We start from the raw sequence: 20,946 nt of genomic DNA, 5'->3' as shown, positions 1-20,946 counted from the left end.
TGTTCCTTACCTATGCGGGATTGCCCATCCCTATCCCCGATAGTTAAGAAACTTAAACGTGGTGGTAGCCCTGCAGGTCACGAGGCCGCGGTCGAAATGGATTGGCTTTGCTCGATCATCCGAATGTGCTGATCGGTTCGGCGGAACACGTTGCCGAGGCGCTGCATTCGCGCCGGGAAACAATGGGCATCAACTACGTCACGGTGCAACAGGCACAGATCGACTCCTTCGCGCGGGTGGTGGCCCGCCTGCACGGACGGTAAGCCTTGACCGCCGCGACCGCAGGTGCAAGCATGTCAGCATCGCTGGTTTGGGCGATCGCCCAAACCAGCTGGCTGACGGTTTCTCGCAGAATGAGACGGCTCAATGGCAAAACGAACTAGGTACAGCGACTATCACGATCGGTATGCGAACTGGGGCCGCTTAAACAACGGCGAAGTAATGGACAAGCCCGAAAATCTGCTGATGCCCAGCAGTCGAGGCCTGGTCAAGCTCGATGAAAAGGCCTGGTACGCAACGCTGCTGCACCTGCCCTATTCGATGATCATGGTCTCCTATGCCCTCAACGTGTTCAAGCAGAACCGCATCCCGGACTCCGGCGCCGCGTTCTTCGACGTGGTTGCCGAACCGGCCCCCTGACACGGCCTGTGATAAGACCACACTATGACCGCATTCCAGCGACCGAAGGCGCGTGATTCGACCACGCGCGACATGCTGGTGGCGGCGACGAGTCAGATCATGGTCGAGGAGGGCTACGCCGCCGCCACGTCGCGGCGGGTGGCCGCCAAGGCCGGCGTCAAACCCGCCCTGGTGCACTACTACTTCCCCACCATGGACGAGTTGTATCTGGCCGTCTTCCGCAGCGGCGCCGCCGTCTACCTGGAGCGTCAGCAGCAGGCATTGGCCTCCGACCGCCCGCTGCACGCCTTCTGGGACACGCTCACCGCACCCAAGGACACCCGGCTGCTGCTGGAGTTCATGGGACTTGCCAACCACCGCAAGGAGATTCGCGCCGAGATCTCGGCGTGGTCGGAACGCTGGCGGGAACAGCAGATCACCGCGTTGAACTTCATCGTTCGCGAACACGAGCTCGATACCGACGAATTCCCGCCCGCGGCCCTGGCGGTGATCATCGCCTCCATCGGGCGCACCCTGATCCTCGAGCAGGGGCTCGGCACCAGCGGTGGGCACGACGAGGCGGTCGCATTGGTCAACCGCTTGCTGGACCGGTTCGAGATGCCCGCCCCGAAGAAACGCCGGACCACCTGAGCTGTTCTCAGGGCAACGCGATCCGCAGCCGCTCCCAGCCGCGCACGGTCGACGTCGACGCCAATTGCGCGGTGTCGTAATCGATGTCCCATTCGGGCCACCGGTTGAGGATCTCGTCCAGCGCGACGCGGCCCTCGAGGCGGGCCAGGTTGGCGCCCAGGCAGTAGTGCACGCCCTTCCCGAAGGTGATGTGCGAGATGTTGTCGCGACGGATGTTGTAGGTGTCCGGATCGGTGTAGCGGCGGTGGTCGCGATTGGCGGCGCCGAACAGCAACAGCATGGCGCTACCGGCCGGGACCGTCGTGCCGTAGCACTCGAAATCCTTTGCCATCCACCGTGCGACGTGCGGACCGGTGGGTTCGAATCGCAACGTCTCGTCGATGGTACGGGTCAACAGTGACCGGTCCTCGTAGACCTCGCGGCGCTGGTCGGGGTGCTCGGCGAGCACCTTGGCCAGCCAGCCGATCAGCCGGCCGGTGGTCTCGTTGCCCGCCCCGGCGACTACCTGGGTGTAGTGCAGCACCTCTTTTCGGGTCAGCTTGCGGTGCACCCCGTTGGCGTCGTCGAATTCGACGTTGAGCAGCGTCGTCATCAGGTCGTCCGAGGGGTTCTTGGAGCGCCATTCGACGTAGTCGGCGTAGATCCGCCCGTCGGCGATGGAGTCGGCGTGGGCGACCTTTAACGGCGCACCCGGTCTGGTGCGCAGGTTGGCGTCATTGGCGTCACGCACCGAGATCTGTTCGGACTCCGGGATTCCCAACAGCATGCCGATCACGCGCATCGGCATCATGGATGCCAGCTCGGCGATGATGTCGAATCCACTGGAACCGACCAGCGGGTCCAGGCAGCGAATGCAGTACTGCCGAATCTGGTCCTCGAGGGCGGCCATCCGGCGGGGGGTGAACACCCGGGACATCAGGTTACGCAGCCTGGAGTGCTCCGGCGGGTCCTGGAACATCATGACGCCGCCGGGCATGTCGAATTTAGACTGGACGAGTTCGAGGATGTCGCTTCGCCGGTTGGAGAAGGCCTCCCAGTTGGCCAGTCCGTGCTCGACGTCGGAATGCCTTGACAGCGCCCAGAAGTCGTAGCGTTCGTTGTAGTAGATCGGCGCCTCTTCGCGCAGCCGCGCGTAGATCGGGTAGGGGTTGGCATTGATGTTGACGTCGTAGGGGTCGTAGTAGACGTCGGTGCCGTTGGTGACGGTCATCGATACTTCCTTACTTCAGGCAGCTGCCGGCATCAACCGGCAGCGCCACGCCGGTGATATATCGCGCTTCGTCGGAGGCCAGGAACAACACGGCATTGCTGATGTCCTGGGCGGTGACCCACGGGATCGGCAAAGTGTGGAAGGTTTGGCAGATCGGCGCGAGGTCGTCCGGCCCGGGGTCCTGCAGATCGGGGCGGAAGGCGTGAAAGGTGCCCTGGTTGATCAGCAGCGGAGTGTTCACATGGGTCGGCAGCACGGCGTTGACCCGGATCATCTTGTGCCCCAATTCAACTGCGAACGCCCGCATCAGTCCGATTACCCCGTGCTTGGCCGACGTGTAGTGGCCGGTGTGTAAGTAGGCCTTCTTACCCGCGACCGACGAGGTCAATATGATCGAACCGCCGCGGTCCCCGTTCAGCATGTGCGGGACACCGGCTTTGACCGTCTTCCACACCCCGCTGAGGTTGACGTCGATCATCTCCTGCCACAGCGCCTCGTCGGTCTTGTGCAGCTTGCCGGTCATCGTGCCGATGCCCGCATTGGCGACGATGACATCCAGCCGCCCCAGCTGTTCCACGCCACCGTCGACCGCCGCCTTCAAAGCGTCGTACTCACGTACGTCTACTTCGGCGGTCACGACGCGACCTCCGGCGTCCTTGACCATGCCCGCGGTGATGTCGAGGTCTTCCGGCGTGGCGGCGGGCGCCGGCGAGCCTTCGAATCCACGGCAGATGTCGACCGCGATGATGTCGGCACCCTCCTGCGCGAGCCGGACGGCGTGGCTTCTGCCCTGCCCCCGTGCCGCGCCGGTCACGAATGCGACCTTGTCGTCCATCCGACCCATGCATCCTCCACCCTCGACTTTGGGCGATCGCCCAAAAATGTGGCGCAGGCCATGTTTAGCAGCATGGCGACGAGTCCGTCAAGACTGCAGGGCCGGGATCGATCAGCGTCGCCGCGAGCATGGACCACGGGCGCGGTGTCGTTCAGCGACGTGGCCATCGCGGTGGCACCCTCGAAAAGCACGGCCAGCTGCTGGCCGAGCAGATGCGGATCGGCGGCACCGGTTTCGCGGGGACGGCGACCAGGCGGCCGCTGAAGTCCCGCTTGTAGGTCCGCACAATTTCGTCGGTCGTGGCCGGCGATCCGGCCGACTCCACGGCCGCGTTGTGAAAGGGCCAGCCGCGCACGACGTCCGATTGGCGCAGACTCGCCATCGTCACCGCCGATGATGCCGTCGCCGCGATCGCATCTTTTTAAGGAGACGTCACGGAGCCGTCCCGGCTTCGTGAAGATTTGCGGCATGGGTGTGAAAGCTTCGTTAAGAACGAGGCGCGCCGCCCGCCGGACCCGCACCGTGGAACCATGACGTTCGCCGCTACCCGCGACGGCGCCCTGCGCTGGACGCAGGCGCCCCTGCGCGCTGTGCCCGCTGCGGCGTCGGTTCGAGTCACGGCCACCTATGCGGTCATCCTGCTCGCGATCTACCTCATCCTCGCGGCGCTGGGCCCGCACGCGCACGAGGTCGCCGTGAACCGAATGAGCACAAACGTTCACAACCTTGGACGCGGCCATCTGGGCACCTTGATCGGGAGCGCATTCGTCAACGACGGCGGCGACCTGTTCTTCTGGCTGCCCGGACTGGTCTGCCTGCTGGCTTTGGGTGAACTCATGTGGTGCGGCCGGGGTCTGCTCGTCACCTTCGCCGTCGGCCACATCGGCGCCACGGTGATCGTCGCGGTCGGGTTGGTTGCCGCCATCGAGACGGGGATGCTGCCCGGCTCGGTCGCCCGGGCCAGTGACGTGGGCACCAGTTATGGCGCGGTATGCGTGCTCGGCGCGTTCACAACGGCGATCCCGGCGCGCTGGCGCGGGGCATGGGCGGGCTGGTGGCTGGGTACCGCGGTGGTGGCGGCCGCGGGTGCTGACTTCACCGCTGTCGGTCACGTGGTGGCGTTGCTGCTCGGCATCGGATTGTCTTTTCGGATGCGGCCGGCCGCCGTCTGGACACCGTTGCACCAGGCCTTTCTCATGGTCGGTGTCACGTTCGGCTATCTGGTGCTTGCCGGGCCTTCACTGATGGCACCGGCCGGCGGCCTTGCCGGTGCACTCATCGGAGTGGTCACCAATCGCTCCCTAGCCAGAGGGCCCCGTCACTGTGTCGACGTGGTAGCGGCTGGCGGTCCAGAGCGGTGAGTCGGCGGTGGGCGTCAGGGTGACGGTCACCTGCGCCTTGCCCGCGGTCGCCGACTGCGGCACCAGGTAGGTGTCGTCCAGCCAGCGGTGAAAGGTGTTGCTGCGCGGCTGTAGCCAGTTGCCCGTGGATACGCCGTCGACGGCGACGTCCGCAGATTGAAATCCGGTCGCTTGATCCGAGGTGCGCCGCAGCAGGACGCCGTGGTTGTCCGGATCGATCTGGACGTGAAAGGTAATCGGGCCCTGGGTGGTACGGACCGAGCCGACCACGGGCAGGGTGTCCTGAGTGCCCTCGTATTCGCTGACCAGCAGCTGGTCGGTCGCGTCGGAATCGGCGTAGCCGTGCAGGACTCGATTTGCGGGATCGGTGGGGCCGACGTCGTCGCCGGCGGTGATGCCGGCGTCGGGCTGCGTGTAGAGAAATGCGGTTGAGCCGTAATCGGGTTGGACCATATTCCTCTTCCCGTGCTCGATGCCGAATCGGATCCCGGAGTGGTAGCCGATCGCCTCGGCCAGCATGATCCGGTACATGGCGACGCAGTAGTCGGCGCAGCCGCCCGTAGCGGTGCGTTGATCGGGCTGGCCGTTGAGTGGGTCACTGAAGTGGGTGCCGTTCTTGAAGTACCACCCGCCCTCGTAGAGGTCCTCGGTGCCGGTGCCGTACCACTGCGGGGAGGCGGCGCCGTCGGTGTACACCCGCTCGGCGCCTTCGAGAAAGTAGGGGGCGTCATCGCTGAACGCCGTCCTGGTTCGAAAGCCGCGAATGGTGTGACTGACGCCGACGAATTTGCCGCGTCCCTGTTCCTCGGCGAACACCCAGTCCTGGCCCGCGGCCGTCGGCCCGGCGTGCGAGCGCGCGGTGAAGTAGCCGGCGCGGCCGCTGGTCAACGCGGGCGCCCATTGGGGGTCGGGTGTGGTGACGACGTCGCTGACTACGCCCATGACCGGGGTGGCGCCGGCGTTGACGAGTGTGACACGGGCCGACTGCGCGAAAGGCATTGGCCACCAATCGCATAACACCCACGATCCATCTGGTTGGGCGCTGGTCCCGAACATCAACGATCGCACGGGGTTCATACCGAGGCCTGCACCGAAGAATTCCCCGAGTGGCGAGTCGACCATGGTTCGGCCGTCGAACTCAATCTGCAGCCGCAAGTCGCCCAGCCGTTCCGCAGCTGATTCGGGCAGTTGCAGCCGCAGCTCCGAGATGCTGGCCGAGCCAGTCGATTCGGCGATGGTTTGCGCGGCGCCGGCGGCCAGGTCGCTGACCCGAGTGCTGTGCGCCGCGCCGGCTGCCGCCGGTTTGGGGTCAACCGCACCGGCCGACTTGAGCGTGTCCAGCACATCGAGCGCGGGATCGGATGGTGAGAACGTGTTCACCCCGTCGCCATCGGGAAACTGCCGATAGTCGACGTGGTAATACTCCAAATGCGATGTGACGCTGACCCGCATCGAGCGCCGGTAGGGCATCGGTACCTTGATGTAGACGCCGCCCGGCGATTGTGCGGCGTTGGCCACCAGCGGCCATACGAACGGGGCCCCCGCCTTGCCGTCGACCAGCGATTGCAATGGTGTGTCTACAACGGCCTGCCCGTCCAGCTCGATGCGGATGTTTCCGAGTGCTCGCACATTGCCGCCATCGCGGGTCAGCCAGATCGAATCGATTTCTCCGGCATCGTGATCCTCCGCGATGATGCAGCCGGCACCGCCGGTTCCCAGGCACCCGCCAATGCCGTTGCGATTGCCGGTGGACATGTCGAAATCGCCGCCGCTGCGGTCAAAGCTCGATACCTGCAGAGTCTGCGAACCGGGGTTCAAATAGGGCAATCGGTCCAATCGGCGGTAGGTGTCCCAGCCGACCATTCGTGCGCCCGATTGGTTTGTGTCGGGTGCGGCCGGCTCTGCGCCGACCACCCCGGCACCGGGAATTGCCAATAGCAGCAACGCGAATACCGCGGAGCTCACCCGCGCCGCCACCGACATAGGCACTGAGCCTACTTTTGTCGGTCTCGTGGACGGATGGTCCGACCGCAACTTGTCAATCGACGGGTAATTCCGTACTCGCAGTTCAGGGGTAGGGGAAATTCCGTACCGGAAGTTGGATTTAGGCGCGTTGGGTAAGCTTGTATCCCGTTTCAAGACAACGTCTTTAAGCCGACCCGGATCTCACGGAATTCGGGTAAGGCGATCGAAAAGCGTGGTCTTCGCAACTCAAGGAGCGCAAAGCGCGACGATTGCATTCAACTACCTGCCTTGCGGCGCGGTAGGACCCGCTTTTCGCGGGAATTCAGGGCCGCACACTGTCGCGACGATTCGAATTCGTGCGTTCGTTACCCGTCGGGATTCAGTCAGGTGACGTAATTAATCGAAATTACTCATTCCCGTACTCGTCCGAGTGCTCGACGCGTAACATACCTACTCTCGGGCGTTAGATTTCTCCCTACGGACGGAGTGGTCATGTCTGGTCTGAAATACAAAGTTGTTATTGGTCTTCTCCTCACCTTCACCGCCCTCACGGCTTCCGGCTGCACAACGCCGGTAACAATCGACTGCGGACCTAACCTGACCTGCACAATGTAGGTCTGCCGGGTAACCGGCAGGGTCGCAGCTACTCGCACCCATTACTCGGTACGGCCCACATTCGGGCCTATTGAGTGCTCCCCAAATGACATTGGGTGCCAGTCCTCGCACGGCTACATGCCGCGACGTACCGACGTAGCGGATACTGCCGTGACCGCATCGGCCAAGGCCACGTGACGTGAAAACACCTGGGCCTCGCAGCTTTTGCGGACAGCTGGTTGCGTGTCCGGCTACCCCCGGCCACAACGCCGGCGCTCAAACCATTCGGGGGCGTGCGCACGTTTCGGGCCGTGCGCACGCTTTACGCGAATTGCTTGCTGCCTTTGCATGGGTTGGCGGTAAGCTAATCGCCTCAGCGCGGCAATGCTGAAAAAGTGGTTGGCACCGGCACCTCGGCAGTTCGGGCGGGGGAATTCGTGTCGTTTGAATCCGGTTGGCAATTCCGGAGTTAACACTGATTCGGCGTTTCCCCGTCGAGGCCGGCACCGCTGCAATTCGGCTTGCCCGATGACCCCAATTGTCACTGTGACAAATCGCCTTAAGCCACTGCGGCGCAAGAGAATCACTTCCCGCGCCCGGTTCGCGGGTGCTACGTTGCGGTCCTCACGCGGGGCAAACCGGCTCACCTAGGCGAGAGGGGTAAACGCGGGCCAACCGCCGGCCGCGGTTCCGATCCGCCGATTGATTTCCAGCTAGCCCTTGTCGCTTTTGAGATCTCGATCCCGGCTGGGCTGAACGCGTTTGGGCTCGCCGGGCATTTTCGGATAGTTCGGCGGATACGGCATATCCCCGAGCCCGCGCTCTTCGTCGGCCTCGGCCATTTCCAGTAGGGAAGCGATCGATTGGACCGCATCATCCATAGCGGCCCAGGGGTCTTCTCGGTCTCGGACCAGATCGGGCACCGTTGCCATGGTGTAGTCGTCCGGCTCGGCGTCGGCCAGCTCCTCCCACGTCACTGGCATCGATACCGTCGCGATCGGGGTGCGCCGCACCGAATACGCCGACGCCATGGTGCGGTCCCGGGCGTTCTGGTTGAAGTCGATGAAAATGCGTTCGCCGCGCTCTTCCTTCCACCAGGATGTGGTGACGAGGTCGGGCGCCCGGCGCTCGACCTCGCGGGCCAGGGCGATGCCGGCGCGGCGCACCTCGATGAAATCCCAGTCGGCGGCGATCCGCAGAAAGACGTGGATCCCGCGACCACCCGAGGTCTTCGGATATCCGACCAGACCCAGCTCGTCGAGCAGCGGCCGCAACACCTCGACCGCGACGATGCGCGCCTGCTCGAACGCGACACCGGGCTGCGGGTCCAGATCGATGCGCAATTCGTCGGGATGGTCGGTATCCGGGCAGCGCACCTGCCACGGGTGCAAGGTGACGGTGCCCATCTGTGCCGCCCACACGACCGCCGCCGGATGAGTCACCTTCAGCGCGTCAGCCGTCCGCCCGGACGGAAACGTCACCAGGCATGTCTGCAGGTAGTCGGGATGGTGCTGCGGGATCCGCTTCTGGTAGATCTCCTCGCCGTCGATACCGTCCGGGAAACGCTGCAGGTGGGTGGGCCGGTCACGCAGCGTGTCGAGCATCGGACCGCCCGCAACGGCGCGGTAGTAGTCCACCAGGTGTCGCTTGGTTCCCTTCGACCCCAGTTTTGGGAAATACACCTTGTCCGGATTGGTCAGGCGCACCGCAATGCCGTCGACGTCGAGCTCTTCTGCAGCAGCCATACCGTTGATTCCAGCACAATCAGGCTATGGACCTCCCTGTCATGCCGCCGGTGTCGCCGATGCTGGCGAAATCGGTGCGCTCAATTCCCAATGACGCGTCCTATGAGCCCAAGTGGGACGGCTTCAGGTCGATATGTTTCCGCGACCACGACCAGGTCGAGCTGGGCAGCCGCAACGAACGGCCGATGACGCGTTATTTCCCCGAGTTGGTCGCAGCGGTCAAATCCGAGCTGCCGGAGCGCTGCGTGATCGACGGCGAAATCGTCATCGCCACCGATCGCGGGCTGGATTTCGAGGCGCTGCAACAACGCATCCACCCGGCCGACTCACGGGTGCGAATGCTCGCCGAGACCACGCCTGCGTCGTTCATCGCGTTCGACTTGCTCGCGCTCGGCGACGACGACTACACCCGACGGCCCTTCAGCGAGCGGCGCGCCGCCCTCGTCGACGCCCTGGCGGGCTCGGGACCCTCGATCCATGTCACGCCGGCGACGACCGATCTGGGCACCGCGCAGCGCTGGTTCGACGAATTCGAGGGCGCCGGCCTCGACGGCGTGATTGCCAAGCCGCTCGACATCACCTACCAGCCGGACAAGCGGATCATGTTCAAGATCAAGCACGAGCGGACCGCCGACTGTGTGGTCGCCGGCTATCGGGTGCACAAATCAGGTGCCGGCGCGATTGGTTCGCTGTTGTTGGGTCTGTATCAGGATGACGGCCAGCTCGCGTCGGTCGGCGTGATCGGCGCGTTTCCGATGGCCGAGCGGCGGCGGCTGTTCGACGAACTACAGCCGCTCGTCACCGATTTCGAGAATCACCCGTGGAATTGGGCCGCGCACGAAGCCGGCGAGCGGACTCCTCGTAAGAACGAATTCTCGCGCTGGAACGCCGGCAAGGATCTGTCGTTCGTGCCGCTGCGGCCCGAGCGGGTGGTCGAGGTCCGCTACGACCACATGGAAGGCCGGCGATTTCGTCATACCGCACAGTTCAATCGGTGGCGTCCGGATCGCGAACCACGCTCGTGCACCTACGAACAACTCGAACAACCGGTGACGTTCAGCCTCGGCGAGATCGTGCCGGGACTCGGTTCGGGCTAGGACGGTGGTCGATTCCCGGCCGGGCGGCGGCGTCTGAGCCGGGATGTCGGTTTCGATTGTCACACTTCCGTTGTCGCGCGTATCGCGAACGAATTTTTGATACCGGTGCTGGTGAGCTACCTAGTTGGTTGTCGGTGGTGGTTGCGGCTGGAAGGGTTCGTACCACCACCAGTCGGCGCGCTCGCCGGTGGGCCCGGGACACGGCGGGACGGCGGGTGGGGCAAGGTTGGGAGGACGCGCGAGCGACCCCGGGTGCAGTGATCGCCCGGAGCTGTCGGTGACGCCGAGATCGTCGGCGGGTCCGGTGATGGTGATGACGCCACGATGGTGCAACCGGTGGTGATAGGGGCATACCAACACCAGGTTGGCCAACTCGGTGGGGCCGCCGTCTTCCCAGTGCCAGATGTGATGGGCGTGCAGACCGCGGGTGGCGCCACAGCCGGGAACCACGCACGCGGGCTGGCGGTGCTCAAGGGCTCGGCGCAGCCGCCGGTTGATCACCCGCGTCGCACGCCCGGCACCAATGACCTCACCGTCACGTTCAAACCACACTTCACACGTGACATCACAGGTCAGGTATCGGCGCTCGGCGTCGGTGAGCAGCGGACCCAAATGCAGCGCGGCGGCACGCTGCTGAGCGTCGACATGCACCACCACAGTGGTGTGATGGCCGTGCGGCCGGCGGGCCGCCTCGGCATCCCATCCGGCCTCGACCAGGCGCATAAACGCGTCGCCAGTGCTGGGCAACGGCGGCGCGATATCGGAGGCACGCTCGTCATTGCCGCGATCGTGCTGCCACTCGGCGATCAGCGCATCACGATGAGATGCCAACGCCGCGTCGAACTTCGCCGCATCCAGGTGCGGAAGTTTGATCCGCCAACAGCAAAACTCCTCACCGGAGGTCTTGGTGATTGAGCGCTGCGGTTCAGGCCCAGAATCGGGTTCGGGTCGCGGTTCCAGCTTGACCGCGGTGCGCAGCTGGTTGACTGTGGCAACCCCGGCCAGCTGCGCGTAGTGCTCATCAGATCCCTCACCGGCACGCGCCGCGATGACGCCGACCTGATCCAGCGACAGTCGCCCCTCCCGCATGCCCTGCGCGCAACGAGGAAACGCCTCGAGCCGGCGCGCCACGGTGGTCATCGTGTGGGCGTTTGCCGATGACCAGCCCATCTTCCAGGCCAGCAACGCCGGGACCGACCGTGCGCCCGTGGCGCCGCAAAGCTCATCGCGATCGATCTCGGCGACGATCTCCACAATGCGCCCATCAATGGCATTGCGCTGACCGGCCAACTCCGACAACTCCTCGAAGAGCACCTCAAGACGCTCAGCAGGGCCCACCGCCACCGGAGGCGATGCAGTCGACGACATAACCTCATCATCGCAACCGGGTACGACAAATCCCGGCCACCCAATACAGCGCTGGCAAGTGATCGTCATTATCAAGCCGCCGTGACGACCGCGGACCCCGAATCATCAGCCAAGTCAGGTTTCAGTCTTGGCGACATGATTCCGGCCTCGACTCGGGCCGAGGCGGCGGCCGCTCAGCCGTCGATGTGTGTCGGTGGGTCGCCGAAGGTGAAATCCGAGGGCTGCTGACCGGGACCCATCAGACCGCAGTGATTGTCGGGCACGAGGTAGGAACTGGCGCCGTTGGGAACCAGGCGGGTGACTGCGACGCAACGTTGCCAGGTGCCGTCGGGCTGGACGGGTCCGTCGCACTTACTGAGTACGGGTCCCCCGTACCGACACCCGGCGCCGGCCGGCGGCGCCGAGGCGATGAGTTGCGCGCCCAACAGCAGGACAGCAAATCCTCCGACGATGCACCGCGTCATGGTCGTCTCCCGTCACGCCGCCGCTGTGGCGTTGCCGAGTGCGTGGGGTGGCAATCGCCGTCGACAGCCCAGTCAGCTACGGATGACGCTACCGCTTCGGCCACCTTGAACCCACGGTTTGGCGGCGTTTAATCGCGTCCGAAGCGGGCACGCGGCCACCATGTCAGTCACAGCCTTTCAAGATCTTCCGTTGGCCGATCGTGACCGCAAGTGGGATGGCGACGCGGCCGAAAAGCGGGTCCGTAAGTGGGCCGGTGCCGAGGACAGGCCGAACCAGAAATACCGCGACGCGCACGTCTGGTACGACAGCGACAAACAGGACAACTTCACGGCCTACAAGCTGCTGATCGCCGACGTCATCGACGGCGAGCTCAAGGCCGTGCCACGCGCGGTGATGGCGGCCGGCGCGATCATGGACGGCGCGCGCGGCGGTATCGACGTGCCCGAGTCCGATGTCGATCGGATCAAGAGCCACTTGGCGAAGTACTACAAAAAGATGGGCGAAACCCCGCCGTGGGAACGGGACTAGACCGCGACCATGAGCTGCGACAGCCCGCGCAGCGTGACATTGGTCTTGTATTGCGGCTCACTGTCCAACCTGGCGTTCGGGAAACGTGCCGTCACCGCCGACAGGGCCAAACCTGCTTCGAGCCGAGCCAGTGGCGCGCCCAGGCAGTAATGCGCTCCGCGACCGAATCCTAAGTGCCGCAGCGCTTTCCGGTCGGGGTCGAAGACGTCGGGGCGGTCGTATTCGGCGGGATCGCGCTGGGCGGCGGCGGTCAGCAGCATCATGATGTCGCCCGCGGCCACGTCGATGCCCCCAATTGCCATGTCGTCGCCCGCAGTTCGGGCGATCATCTGCACCGGCGGGTCGTAGCGCAACGTCTCCTCGATGACCGCCGGGGCGCGGGTGGCGTCGGCGCCGAGCGCGGTCCATTGCGACGGTTGGCGCAGCATCGCCAGGACGGCGTTGCCGATCAGGTTCACCGTGGTCTCGTGACCGGCGACCAACAGCAGGACACAGGTGGAGACGATCTCCTCCGCGCTCAGCTGGTCGCCCGACTCTTCCACGGCGATCAGCCCGGACATCAGATCGTCACCGGGCCGCGAGCGTCGCCGGTCGATCAGGCCATGCAAGTAGGCGCGCAACCACATTCCGGCGTCCATCCGCTCCTTCAGGTTCTCCGACGGCGTTCCGGTGAAGGCGACGAAGGGGTCCAGGGACTGCGCCAGCAGCGCGGACACTCTGCTGAATTGCGGTTCGTCCTCGATCGGTACGCCGAGTAGCCGGCAGATGACCGCCACCGGCAGTGGATAGGCGAGGTCCTCGACGACTTCGAACCGTCCCCGTTCGGCGATCCGGTCGAGCAGCCCGTCGATCAGCGCGGTGATGTCGGGTTGCAGCGCGTTCACCACCTTCGGCGCGAACGCCTTGCTGACCAGTTTGCGCAGCCGGGTGTGATCCGGCGGGTCCTGGAACAGGAATCCCGGCGGGGTTTGTGGCGGCGCCTCGGCACCGGCCTCGATGAGCTGCCGGGTCTGCGCCTCGATCTGCGCGCGGGCGGCCGTCGACTTGAGCCGGTCGTTGCTCGATGACGGGTGGCGCAGAACTTCGTCGCAGTCGCGGTAAGTCGAGAACACCGCGAGGTTGCCCTCCGACAAGGCGAATGATCCGCGTTCGCGAAACTGCGCGAACAGCGGGTACGGGTCGGCACGGACCGCCGGGTCCAACAGCCGCACCAACAACTCGTCGGGTTTTGTGGACTCGGTCGGCGCTGTCGTCATGCCGACATTGTGCCCGCCACCCGGCAGCGCCCGACTCAGCGGCGCACGAACTCCACGATGTGGCCGGCCAGTTCCGCTCCGGCGTCCTCCTGCAAGAAATGGCCGGCATCGCGAATCACCGGGTGGCCTATCCCCTGCGCGCCGCGCATCTCGCGCTGGAATATGGCGGCCATCGGCCCGGTGATCGGGTCGCTGTCACTGAAGGCGACCAGCATGGGTGTCGAGCTCACCGACAGCCTGGCCCAGGCGGTCTTGTTGGCCGCGGCGGCGGGATCGTCCGGTGACGTGGGCACCAGGCCGGGCATGGCGCGAGGCCCGGCGCAGTACTGGTCGGTGGGGAACGGAGCGTCGTAGCCTGCGCGCTCCTGCTGGCTCATCTGTCGGCGACAACCACCCTGCACGAACGCGCTGACGTTGAGCGTCGGCGCCGACGTGATGGCTTCACGGAAGCGCCACCAGACGTCGGCCATGGGCTGCTCGCCGTTCGGCAGCCCGGTGTTGGCGACGACCACCCGCGCGAACCGCTCGGGATGCTCTGCGACAAGCCGCAATCCGATCAGCCCGCCCCAGTCCTGGCCGACCAGGGTGACGTTGCAAAGGTCGAGCAGATCGAAGGCCACCGCTCGCATCCACTCGACGTGGCGCGCGTAGCTGTGGTCTTCGAGGCGGGTGGGCTTGTCCGAACGGCCGAACCCGACCAGGTCGGGGCAGATGACTCGATGCCCGGCAGCAGCCAGCACCGGAATCATCTTGCGGTACAGATATGACCACGACGGTTCGCCGTGCAGCATGAGAATCGGATCGCCGCTTTCCGGCCCGTCCTCGACCCACGCGACGCGCAATGTGCCGCCTTCATCGTCGGACACTTCGCCATACCTTGGGGCGTAAGGAAAGTCGGGGACACCGTCGAATCGGTCGTCGGGTGTTCGCAGCGTTTGCATGTCACGTCCCTTCGAATAGTCCGGCCAGGCCCGGATCCGCCATCAGGCGATCGAGAAAGCCGAGCTGCCCCTTCAGCAATTTGATGCGCGCGGTCGTCACCGAGAACCAGTCGACGCGATCGACCTCGGGAAACTCGCGCAGCTTGCCCGATCCTCTCGGCCACTCCAATTCGAAAGCGTTGCTGCGCGCGTCGGTGACGTCGAGGTCGGCGTGCACGGCGAAGGCGGTCACCACCTTTCCGCCGGACTGCTTGCACTGACCCAGGTCGATTCGCGGGCCGGCCGGCACCGCCAGCCCCAGCTCCTCGGCGAACTCACGCCGCGCGGCAGCCCAGGGGTCCTCCCCGTCGGTGTACTCGCCTTTCGGGATCGACCACGCGCCGTCGTCTTTGCGGGCCCAGAATGGCCCACCCGGGTGCGCGATCAATACCTCGACGACGCCGTCGCAGGTCCGGTACAACATCACGCCCGCGCTGAGTTTGGCCATCGAGTTCTATTCTCCCACAGCGTGTTCCAGATCCTTGAGCGAGGACTCCAGGTGCGCGAGCAGGCGTTGCAGATGCGGCACGCTGCGCCGGCAGCCCACCAGACCGAAGTCCAGATTGCCGGCGTTGCTGACCAAGGTGATGTTCAGCGCCTGGCCATCCAGCGCGATGGACAGCGGGTAGTTGCCGTCGAGCCGGGCGCCCCCATAGTAGATCGGCTGCGTCGGTCCCGGCACGTTCGAAATGATGATGTTGAACGGGGGTGACGTCGACGCGACCCAGCCCGGGACCGCCGCCAACGCCAACGCCGACGTGTTGACGGCCGACAGCGCCAACGCCTGAAGACGCGGCAACTGCGAGAAAACCTTCTTGTTGCTGCGCATCGAGTCGCTGATGGTCAGCAGACGCTGGGCGGGATCGTCGGCGTCGGTCGCGAGATTGCACAGGATGGCCCCGACCCGGTTGCCACCGGCGTCGGCCTCTTCCTCGGTGCGCAGGCTCACCGGGACCATCGCGATCAGTGGCGTGTCCGGCAGCGCGTCGTGCTCGAGCAGGTAATAGCGCAGGGCGCCCGAGCACATCGCCAGGACGACGTCGTTCACCGTGACCCCCGCGGCCTGCTTCACGCATTTGATGCGGTCCAGCGACCAGGACTGCGCCGCGCAGCGGCGGGCGCCGCCGATCTTGACGTTCAACATGGTCTTCGGCGCCCCAAAGGGCAGAGTCAGTTGCTGTTCGAACAGCGCCGCACGCGCCAGCCCTATTGTCGAAGGGGCAAGTGCAGCAAGGGATCCCGCCGTGCGGACCAACGAGCTCAACGGAGACGACGGGCCGGATCTGCGCTGAGGTTTGCGCAGACTCCACGGGGCGCGGATCTCTAAGTCGTCAGGGTCGGTGGACAGCGAGCGCTGCATCAACTTCTGCGCGGAGACGCCGTCGATCAGCGCGTGGTGCACCTTGGTGTAGATCGCGAACCGGCCATCTTTCAGGCCTTCGACGATGTGCGTCTCCCACAAGGGACGGTGGCGATCCAGCAGGCTGCTGTGCCATCGCGAAGTGAGCTCGAGCAATTCGCGAACTCGTCTAGGCGACGGCAGTGCCGAGCGCCGGACGTGATACTCGATGTCGACGTCGTCGTCGTAAGACCAGCCCAGGTTTGCGATTCCGCCGACAAAGCTCGCGGGATGCTTGCGAAACGTGGGCTGAAAATCCGGCTGCGCGGCCAGGCTCTTGTAGAGGTCAGTAACGAAGCCGCGGCCGGCGCCCGGCGGCGGCTTGAACAACTGCAAGCCTCCGACGTGCATGGGATGTTCGCGAGACTCTCCCAGGAGAAAGATCGCGTCGGTGGGCTTTATCAGTTCCATCCACCTATTAGACCCATTTCGGTCTGATCCGGAAAGGCATAGCGTGATCGGACCGGCGCCGGGCCCGCCTCGGCGGCGGCCACACGGCCCGGCCGTGCCGCGGGCGGCGTCAGGTCACTCGGATGCCATCGACCATGCCGAAGTCGCGATCAAATCTCCACGCTCCAGGCCGGCGACGCGAAGTTCGTGCACCTTGGCGTACTCCTGGGTCGTCACCATGTCGATGAAGGCCTGTGGGTTTGGGTACTCGACGACGAGAATCGCGTCCCACCAAGGTCGTTCGCCGTCGCCGATCACCACCGACGGCGCTCCCCCGGCATAGCGCAGGGTGGCGCCGACGCGTTGCAGGTGTGGCGCCACTTCCCGGCCGTACTGCAGATAGCTCTCGACGCCGCCCTCGGCTTTGAACTTCAACAGGTTGACCATCACCACCGGCGCGTCAACCGGTCGTGCCGCAAGCGCAGCGAATTGCTCGGGCGTTGGTTCCAAGCCGGCCATGTGAATCTCCTTGCGCTTGTTTTGTTCTGCAGGTGGCCCGGGGTGCTACAGCAGATCGGTGATGGTTTTCAAGCCCGCGTCGTAGAGCACGCCGGGCAGCATCCCGCCGTCGCATTCGACGGTGGTGCCGTTGACGAAGTCGGCCTGCCCGCCGGCCAGGAAAACGCAGACCCGCCCGACTTCGGCGGGCTCACCCGCACGGCGCAAGGGCACGGCGGCGAAATACTTTGCGCCATCGGGGTCGTCCTTGGGCAGCACGAAGGACCGGAAGTTCTCGGTCATCGTCGGGCCCAACGCCACACAGTTGACCCTCACCTTGGGTCCCCACTCTTCGGCCAACGAACGGGTGAGGTGGTTGAGGCCACTCTTGGCCGCCCCGTAGGAGACCAGGGTTGGTGATCCCGCCGGATGTCCGGCGCCGCTGGAGACGTTGATGATGCAGCCCACGCCGTCCTGGTTCTGCATCTGCCGATAGGCACGGATCGCGAACCACAGTGGGCCGATGAGATTCATCTGCACGGCGAACGCGTGGAACAGCGCCGTCCGCGCGTAGTCGTCATCGTCGGCGGGCGCGCCCTGAATGCGTTGCACCAGTTCGGGAATGCTCTCGGCATGCGGCGCCGGGACGGTGCCGCCGGCATTGTTCACCAGGATGTCGACCCGTCCATGCGTGACCACGACGTCCGCGACGAACGCGTCGATCGAGCGGTAGTCACCCTGATCGCAAACCTGTTGGGAAGCGCGGTCCGCCCAGTCTGGTTCGATGCCTGGGATGCCGTCGAGCGGTGAGCGCGAGCAGCCGATCACGGTCGCTCCGGCGCGCAGCAGTTCGTGGGCGATGCCCACGCCCACGCCGCGGCTGGTGCCGGTGACGATCGCGATCTTGCCGTCGAGGACGCTCATCAACAGACCCCCTCACCGAACGGTCGATTATTGACAGTCACTGTCAGCAAGTCATAGCCTGCCATTTCATTCGCCGATGTGTAAAGGCCGCACACCGTCAGGGAGGTCAATGATGAGCAGCCCGTCCAAGCTTCGTGTCGTCCAGTGGGCCACCGGGGGCGTGGGGAAAGCGGCGATCGCGTGCGTCATCAATCACCCACAGCTGGAGCTGGTGGGGTGCTGGGTGCACAGCGCGGACAAGAACGGCGTCGACGTCGGCAAGATTATCGGGACGCAGGAGCTCGGTGTCAAAGCCACCACCAGCATCGACGAAATACTGGCGCTGGACGCCGACTGCGTGATGTACAGCCCGCTGATACCCAATGACGACGAGGTGATCGCGATCCTGCGATCCGGGAAGAACGTGGTCACCCCGGTCGGCTGGGTGTACCCCGACCCGGGCAACGCGCGTCACCGAGCCGTTGCCGACGCGGCGACGGAAAGCGGTGTGACGCTGCATGGTTCGGGAATCCACCCCGGAGGCATCACCGAGCGGTTCCCGCTGATGGTGTCCTCGCTGTCGTCGGCGATCACGCATGTGCGTGCCGAGGAGTTCTCCGACATCCGCACCTACAACGCACCGGACGTGGTGCGCCACATCATGGGATTCGGCGGCACACCCGAGGAAGCGACCCAAGGGCCGATGGCCGGACTGCTCGACGGGGGCTTCAAGCAGTCGGTCCGGATGATCGCCGACCACATGGGATTTCGCATCGATCCCAACATCAGGACCATCCAGGACGTCGCCGTGGCGACCGCCGATATCGACTACGAGCCCTTCCCGATCACGACCGGCACCGTGGCCGCGCGCCGGTTCCGCTGGCAGGCCCTGGTTGACGGCGAGCCGGTCATCACCGCGGCCGTCAACTGGCTGATGGGCGAGGAGAATCTCGAGCCGGCCTGGAATTTCGGCGACCGCGGCGAACGCTTCGAGGTCGAGATCACCGGCGATCCCGATGTGAGCCTCACCTTCAAGGGTTTGCAACCGGAGACGATCGCGGAAGGCTTGGTGAAAAACCCGGGCGTCGTCGTCACCGCCAACCACTGCATCAATGCCATTCCCGACGTCTGCGCCGCCGAGCCGGGCATCAAGACCTACCTCGACTTGCCGTTGTTCGCCGGGCGCCCGGCCCCGAATCTTTCGACGGGTAAGCGGTGACGGACAACGGCGTCCTCGGCGACGTCTCGTTCTGCCACCTCGTCGTCGGCGTGACCGACATGGACCGTGCCCTGGCGTTCTACCGCGATGTGCTGGGCATGGAGATCGTCTTCGAAACCCTCATCTCCGGAGAGCCTTTCGACGCGGCATTGCACTCGAACCGCAAGCAGGAGGGCCGAGTGGTCGGCGGACTGCTGGGCGGGTTGATGATCGAGCTCCTCTCGATCGGCACCAACCCGCCCCCACAGAAGCAGCGCCGAGGCATCACCGGCATCCACAACGTGTCGCTGTCTGTGACCGATCTGGACGACACGCACCGCCGCATCATCGACGCCGGCTACACCCCCGACCAAGACCCCTTCGAGATCGGCGGCGTCCGAATGTTTTTCGTCAAGGACCCGGATGGGACACCGGTCGAGTTCATCGAACTACCCGACGGGGCGCGAAGCACCTACGAAATGCACCGCGGCATACAGCTGCAGATGGGACCCGTCAGATGACGTACAGCCACCCGGATTCGATGCGCGGTCACGTCGCGATCGTCACCGGCGCCGCCCAAGGTGTCGGTAAGGGCGTCGCCGCCGCGTTGCTCGAACGCGGTGCCGAGGTGCTGCTGGTCGACATCCAGGAAGAGGCCCTCGGCCGCACGGCCACCGAGCTCAAGGTGACCGGGCGGGCGGACCAACTCGTCGCCGATCTGCGTGACCCGGACAGCGCGCAGCGGATCGCGGCCGCGGCCGTTGACGCCTTCGGCAGCGTGCACGGCCTGGTCAACAACGCCATCGCCACGAACGAGCCCAAGGCGTTCGTCGACATCACCACCGAAGACCTGGCTCTGGGCTACGACGTGGGCCCCCGCGCGACTTTCCTGCTGATGCAGGCCGTGCACCCACTGATGGTCGAGACCGGTGGCGGGTCGATCGTGAACCTCGGTTCGGGGACGGGCACCGGTGGCGAGCCTAAGTGGGGCGGCTATGCCGCCGCCAAGGAAGGCATCCGCGGACTGTCGAAAGTGGCCGCGCTGGAATGGGGCCGTGACAACATCCGCGTCAACGTCATCTGTCCCTTCGCCGAATCCGACGGCGTCAAGTTCTGGAAGTCGTTCGCGCCCAAGGAGTACGACAAGGCCGTGGGCCGTGTGCCATTGAAGCGCATCGGCGACGTCCGCACCGATGTGGGCGCGCTGGTGGCGTTCCTGCTCGGCAGTGACGCCACCTTCATCACCGGCCAGACCATCCACGTCGACGGCGGGATCGGTTGCTTCCGATGACCGGCGAGTCGCTCCGCGACCGGCAACGTGCACAGATCCGGGCCGATATCCGGCGTGCGGCGTTCCGCCTGTTCGTCGAGCGCGGGTACGACGCGGTGACCACCGAGGAAATCGCCACGGCCGCCGGCGTATCCGCGCGCACGTTCTTCCGGCACGTGCCGGCGAAGGAAGAGCTCCTCCTCGCGCCCGTGCGCTACGGCGGCGCCGCGATCGTCAATCTCCTCGAGGGGCGGCCCGCGGACGAGTCGCCCGATGTCGCGCTGATCAACGCCATCATCACCCGGACTCGCTCATTCGAGCAGGCCGACACCGAGGAGTGGCGCGAAGCCCTGCTGGTGGTTCCCGACCTGCTCGACAAGGTCACGGTGCACCGGCCGGCCGACAAGGAGCGCGCGACCAAGCTCATCGCCGAGCGGATGGGCGTCGACCCGGATGCCGATCTCCGTCCGGGCCTGTTGGTCCAACTCGCGTTCGCGGCGGCCGATTTCGCCTTCCAGCAATGGGTGCGACAGTCCGGAAAGCCGCGGCCGCTGGATCGATACGTCGCCGATGCGCTGGACGCGGTCAAGAGTCCGCATTGGAGACGGAAGTGAG

General features: G+C 65.2%; 23 protein-coding genes. 11 read left to right on the top strand and 12 right to left on the bottom strand.

Going from position 1 to position 20,946, the window contains the following annotated elements; all coding sequences use genetic code 11:
• The first annotated feature begins 107 nt into the window (after positions 1–107).
• The 3 genes from MTY59_RS10980 to MTY59_RS10970 all read left to right on the top strand — a co-directional run bounded on the left by MTY59_RS10980 (position 108) and on the right by MTY59_RS10970 (position 1,269).
• Positions 108–263: a hypothetical protein gene (locus MTY59_RS10980; RefSeq protein WP_221045664.1), complete on the top strand. Its 156-nt coding sequence runs from the start codon at positions 108–110 to the stop codon at positions 261–263.
• 178 nt (positions 264–441) lie between these two features.
• The gene (locus tag MTY59_RS10975; protein ID WP_221046694.1) at positions 442–639 is read left to right on the top strand and encodes a hypothetical protein; all 198 of its coding nucleotides are present in this window, start codon (positions 442–444) and stop codon (positions 637–639) included.
• A 24-nt stretch (positions 640–663) separates the two neighbouring features.
• Positions 664–1,269, top strand: a complete 606-nt coding sequence (locus MTY59_RS10970; protein WP_221045663.1) for a TetR/AcrR family transcriptional regulator — start codon at positions 664–666, stop codon at positions 1,267–1,269.
• A gap of 7 nt (positions 1,270–1,276) precedes the next feature.
• On the opposite strand, the gene MTY59_RS10965 is transcribed toward MTY59_RS10970, so the two are convergent.
• Both MTY59_RS10965 and MTY59_RS10960 read right to left on the bottom strand, forming a co-directional pair.
• The gene (locus tag MTY59_RS10965; protein ID WP_221045662.1) at positions 1,277–2,479 is read right to left on the bottom strand and encodes a cytochrome P450; all 1,203 of its coding nucleotides are present in this window, start codon (positions 2,477–2,479) and stop codon (positions 1,277–1,279) included.
• Positions 2,480–2,489: 10 nt separating this feature from the next.
• Positions 2,490–3,323, bottom strand: a complete 834-nt coding sequence (locus tag MTY59_RS10960) for a mycofactocin-coupled SDR family oxidoreductase (protein ID WP_221045661.1) — start codon at positions 3,321–3,323, stop codon at positions 2,490–2,492.
• 119 nt (positions 3,324–3,442) lie between these two features.
• Here MTY59_RS10960 and MTY59_RS10955 point away from each other — a divergent pair, with 119 nt between their 5' ends.
• Positions 3,443–3,592, top strand: a complete 150-nt coding sequence (locus MTY59_RS10955; protein WP_221045660.1) for a hypothetical protein — start codon at positions 3,443–3,445, stop codon at positions 3,590–3,592.
• Positions 3,593–3,844: 252 nt separating this feature from the next.
• A complete protein-coding gene (locus tag MTY59_RS10950) occupies positions 3,845–4,675 on the top strand; it encodes a rhomboid-like protein (protein ID WP_221045659.1) in 831 nt (276 codons plus the stop codon).
• On the opposite strand, the gene MTY59_RS10945 is transcribed toward MTY59_RS10950, so the two are convergent.
• Positions 4,616–6,658, bottom strand: coding sequence for a glycoside hydrolase family 172 protein (locus MTY59_RS10945; RefSeq protein WP_221045658.1), 2,043 nt, complete (start codon positions 6,656–6,658; stop codon positions 4,616–4,618). The two genes, MTY59_RS10950 and MTY59_RS10945, sit on opposite strands and share 60 nt — an antisense overlap.
• A gap of 1,289 nt (positions 6,659–7,947) precedes the next feature.
• Positions 7,948–8,979, bottom strand: a complete 1,032-nt coding sequence (gene ligD, locus MTY59_RS10940) for a non-homologous end-joining DNA ligase (protein WP_221045657.1) — start codon at positions 8,977–8,979, stop codon at positions 7,948–7,950.
• A 26-nt stretch (positions 8,980–9,005) separates the two neighbouring features.
• On the opposite strand from ligD, the gene MTY59_RS10935 reads away from it, so the two are divergent.
• Positions 9,006–10,076: an ATP-dependent DNA ligase gene (locus MTY59_RS10935; RefSeq protein WP_221045656.1), complete on the top strand. Its 1,071-nt coding sequence runs from the start codon at positions 9,006–9,008 to the stop codon at positions 10,074–10,076.
• Positions 10,077–10,196: 120 nt separating this feature from the next.
• On the opposite strand, the gene MTY59_RS10930 is transcribed toward MTY59_RS10935, so the two are convergent.
• Positions 10,197–11,444, bottom strand: a complete 1,248-nt coding sequence (locus MTY59_RS10930; protein WP_221045655.1) for an HNH endonuclease signature motif containing protein — start codon at positions 11,442–11,444, stop codon at positions 10,197–10,199.
• Between the two features lie 173 nt (positions 11,445–11,617).
• Positions 11,618–11,908, bottom strand: coding sequence for a CDGP domain-containing protein (locus tag MTY59_RS10925; protein ID WP_221045654.1), 291 nt, complete (start codon positions 11,906–11,908; stop codon positions 11,618–11,620).
• Between the two features lie 160 nt (positions 11,909–12,068).
• On the opposite strand from MTY59_RS10925, the gene MTY59_RS10920 reads away from it, so the two are divergent.
• Complete coding sequence (locus tag MTY59_RS10920) at positions 12,069–12,437, top strand: hypothetical protein (protein WP_221045653.1); 369 nt, start codon at positions 12,069–12,071, stop codon at positions 12,435–12,437.
• Here the strand turns inward: MTY59_RS10920 and MTY59_RS10915 are convergent.
• The 6 genes from MTY59_RS10915 to MTY59_RS10890 form a co-directional block, all read right to left on the bottom strand.
• The gene (locus MTY59_RS10915; RefSeq protein WP_221045652.1) at positions 12,434–13,693 is read right to left on the bottom strand and encodes a cytochrome P450; all 1,260 of its coding nucleotides are present in this window, start codon (positions 13,691–13,693) and stop codon (positions 12,434–12,436) included. The genes MTY59_RS10920 and MTY59_RS10915 overlap by 4 nt on opposite strands.
• A 35-nt stretch (positions 13,694–13,728) precedes the next feature.
• The gene (locus tag MTY59_RS10910) at positions 13,729–14,634 is read right to left on the bottom strand and encodes a haloalkane dehalogenase (protein ID WP_221045651.1); all 906 of its coding nucleotides are present in this window, start codon (positions 14,632–14,634) and stop codon (positions 13,729–13,731) included.
• Position 14,635: 1 nt separating this feature from the next.
• Complete coding sequence (locus tag MTY59_RS10905) at positions 14,636–15,121, bottom strand: NUDIX hydrolase (protein WP_221045650.1); 486 nt, start codon at positions 15,119–15,121, stop codon at positions 14,636–14,638.
• Positions 15,122–15,127: 6 nt separating this feature from the next.
• Positions 15,128–16,483 (bottom strand): WS/DGAT/MGAT family O-acyltransferase, encoded by a 1,356-nt coding sequence (locus MTY59_RS10900; RefSeq protein WP_221045649.1) that lies wholly within the window; start codon positions 16,481–16,483, stop codon positions 15,128–15,130.
• Positions 16,484–16,597: 114 nt separating this feature from the next.
• Positions 16,598–16,981: a DUF1330 domain-containing protein gene (locus tag MTY59_RS10895; RefSeq protein WP_221045648.1), complete on the bottom strand. Its 384-nt coding sequence runs from the start codon at positions 16,979–16,981 to the stop codon at positions 16,598–16,600.
• Positions 16,982–17,026: 45 nt separating this feature from the next.
• Complete coding sequence (locus MTY59_RS10890; RefSeq protein ID WP_221045647.1) at positions 17,027–17,884, bottom strand: SDR family oxidoreductase; 858 nt, start codon at positions 17,882–17,884, stop codon at positions 17,027–17,029.
• Between the two features lie 112 nt (positions 17,885–17,996).
• On the opposite strand from MTY59_RS10890, the gene MTY59_RS10885 reads away from it, so the two are divergent.
• The 4 genes from MTY59_RS10885 to MTY59_RS10870 are packed head-to-tail and all read left to right on the top strand — an operon-like array spanning position 17,997 to position 20,945.
• Positions 17,997–19,082 carry an NAD(P)H-dependent amine dehydrogenase family protein gene (locus MTY59_RS10885; protein ID WP_221046379.1) on the top strand — a complete coding sequence of 362 codons (1,086 nt, stop codon included), beginning with the start codon at positions 17,997–17,999 and terminating at the stop codon, positions 19,080–19,082.
• Complete coding sequence (locus MTY59_RS10880; protein WP_221045646.1) at positions 19,079–19,582, top strand: VOC family protein; 504 nt, start codon at positions 19,079–19,081, stop codon at positions 19,580–19,582. Before MTY59_RS10885 ends, MTY59_RS10880 begins: the two co-directional genes overlap by 4 nt.
• Positions 19,579–20,352, top strand: coding sequence for an SDR family NAD(P)-dependent oxidoreductase (locus MTY59_RS10875; protein WP_221045645.1), 774 nt, complete (start codon positions 19,579–19,581; stop codon positions 20,350–20,352). Before MTY59_RS10880 ends, MTY59_RS10875 begins: the two co-directional genes overlap by 4 nt.
• A complete protein-coding gene (locus tag MTY59_RS10870) occupies positions 20,349–20,945 on the top strand; it encodes a TetR/AcrR family transcriptional regulator (protein ID WP_221045644.1) in 597 nt (198 codons plus the stop codon). Before MTY59_RS10875 ends, MTY59_RS10870 begins: the two co-directional genes overlap by 4 nt.
• Position 20,946 lies beyond the last annotated feature (1 nt).

The organism is Mycobacterium senriense, from assembly GCF_019668465.1.
GTDB lineage: Bacteria > Actinomycetota > Actinomycetes > Mycobacteriales > Mycobacteriaceae > Mycobacterium > Mycobacterium senriense.
The sequence above is the reverse complement of the archived record's forward strand: the minus strand, read 5'-3'. Positions and strand labels throughout refer to the sequence as shown.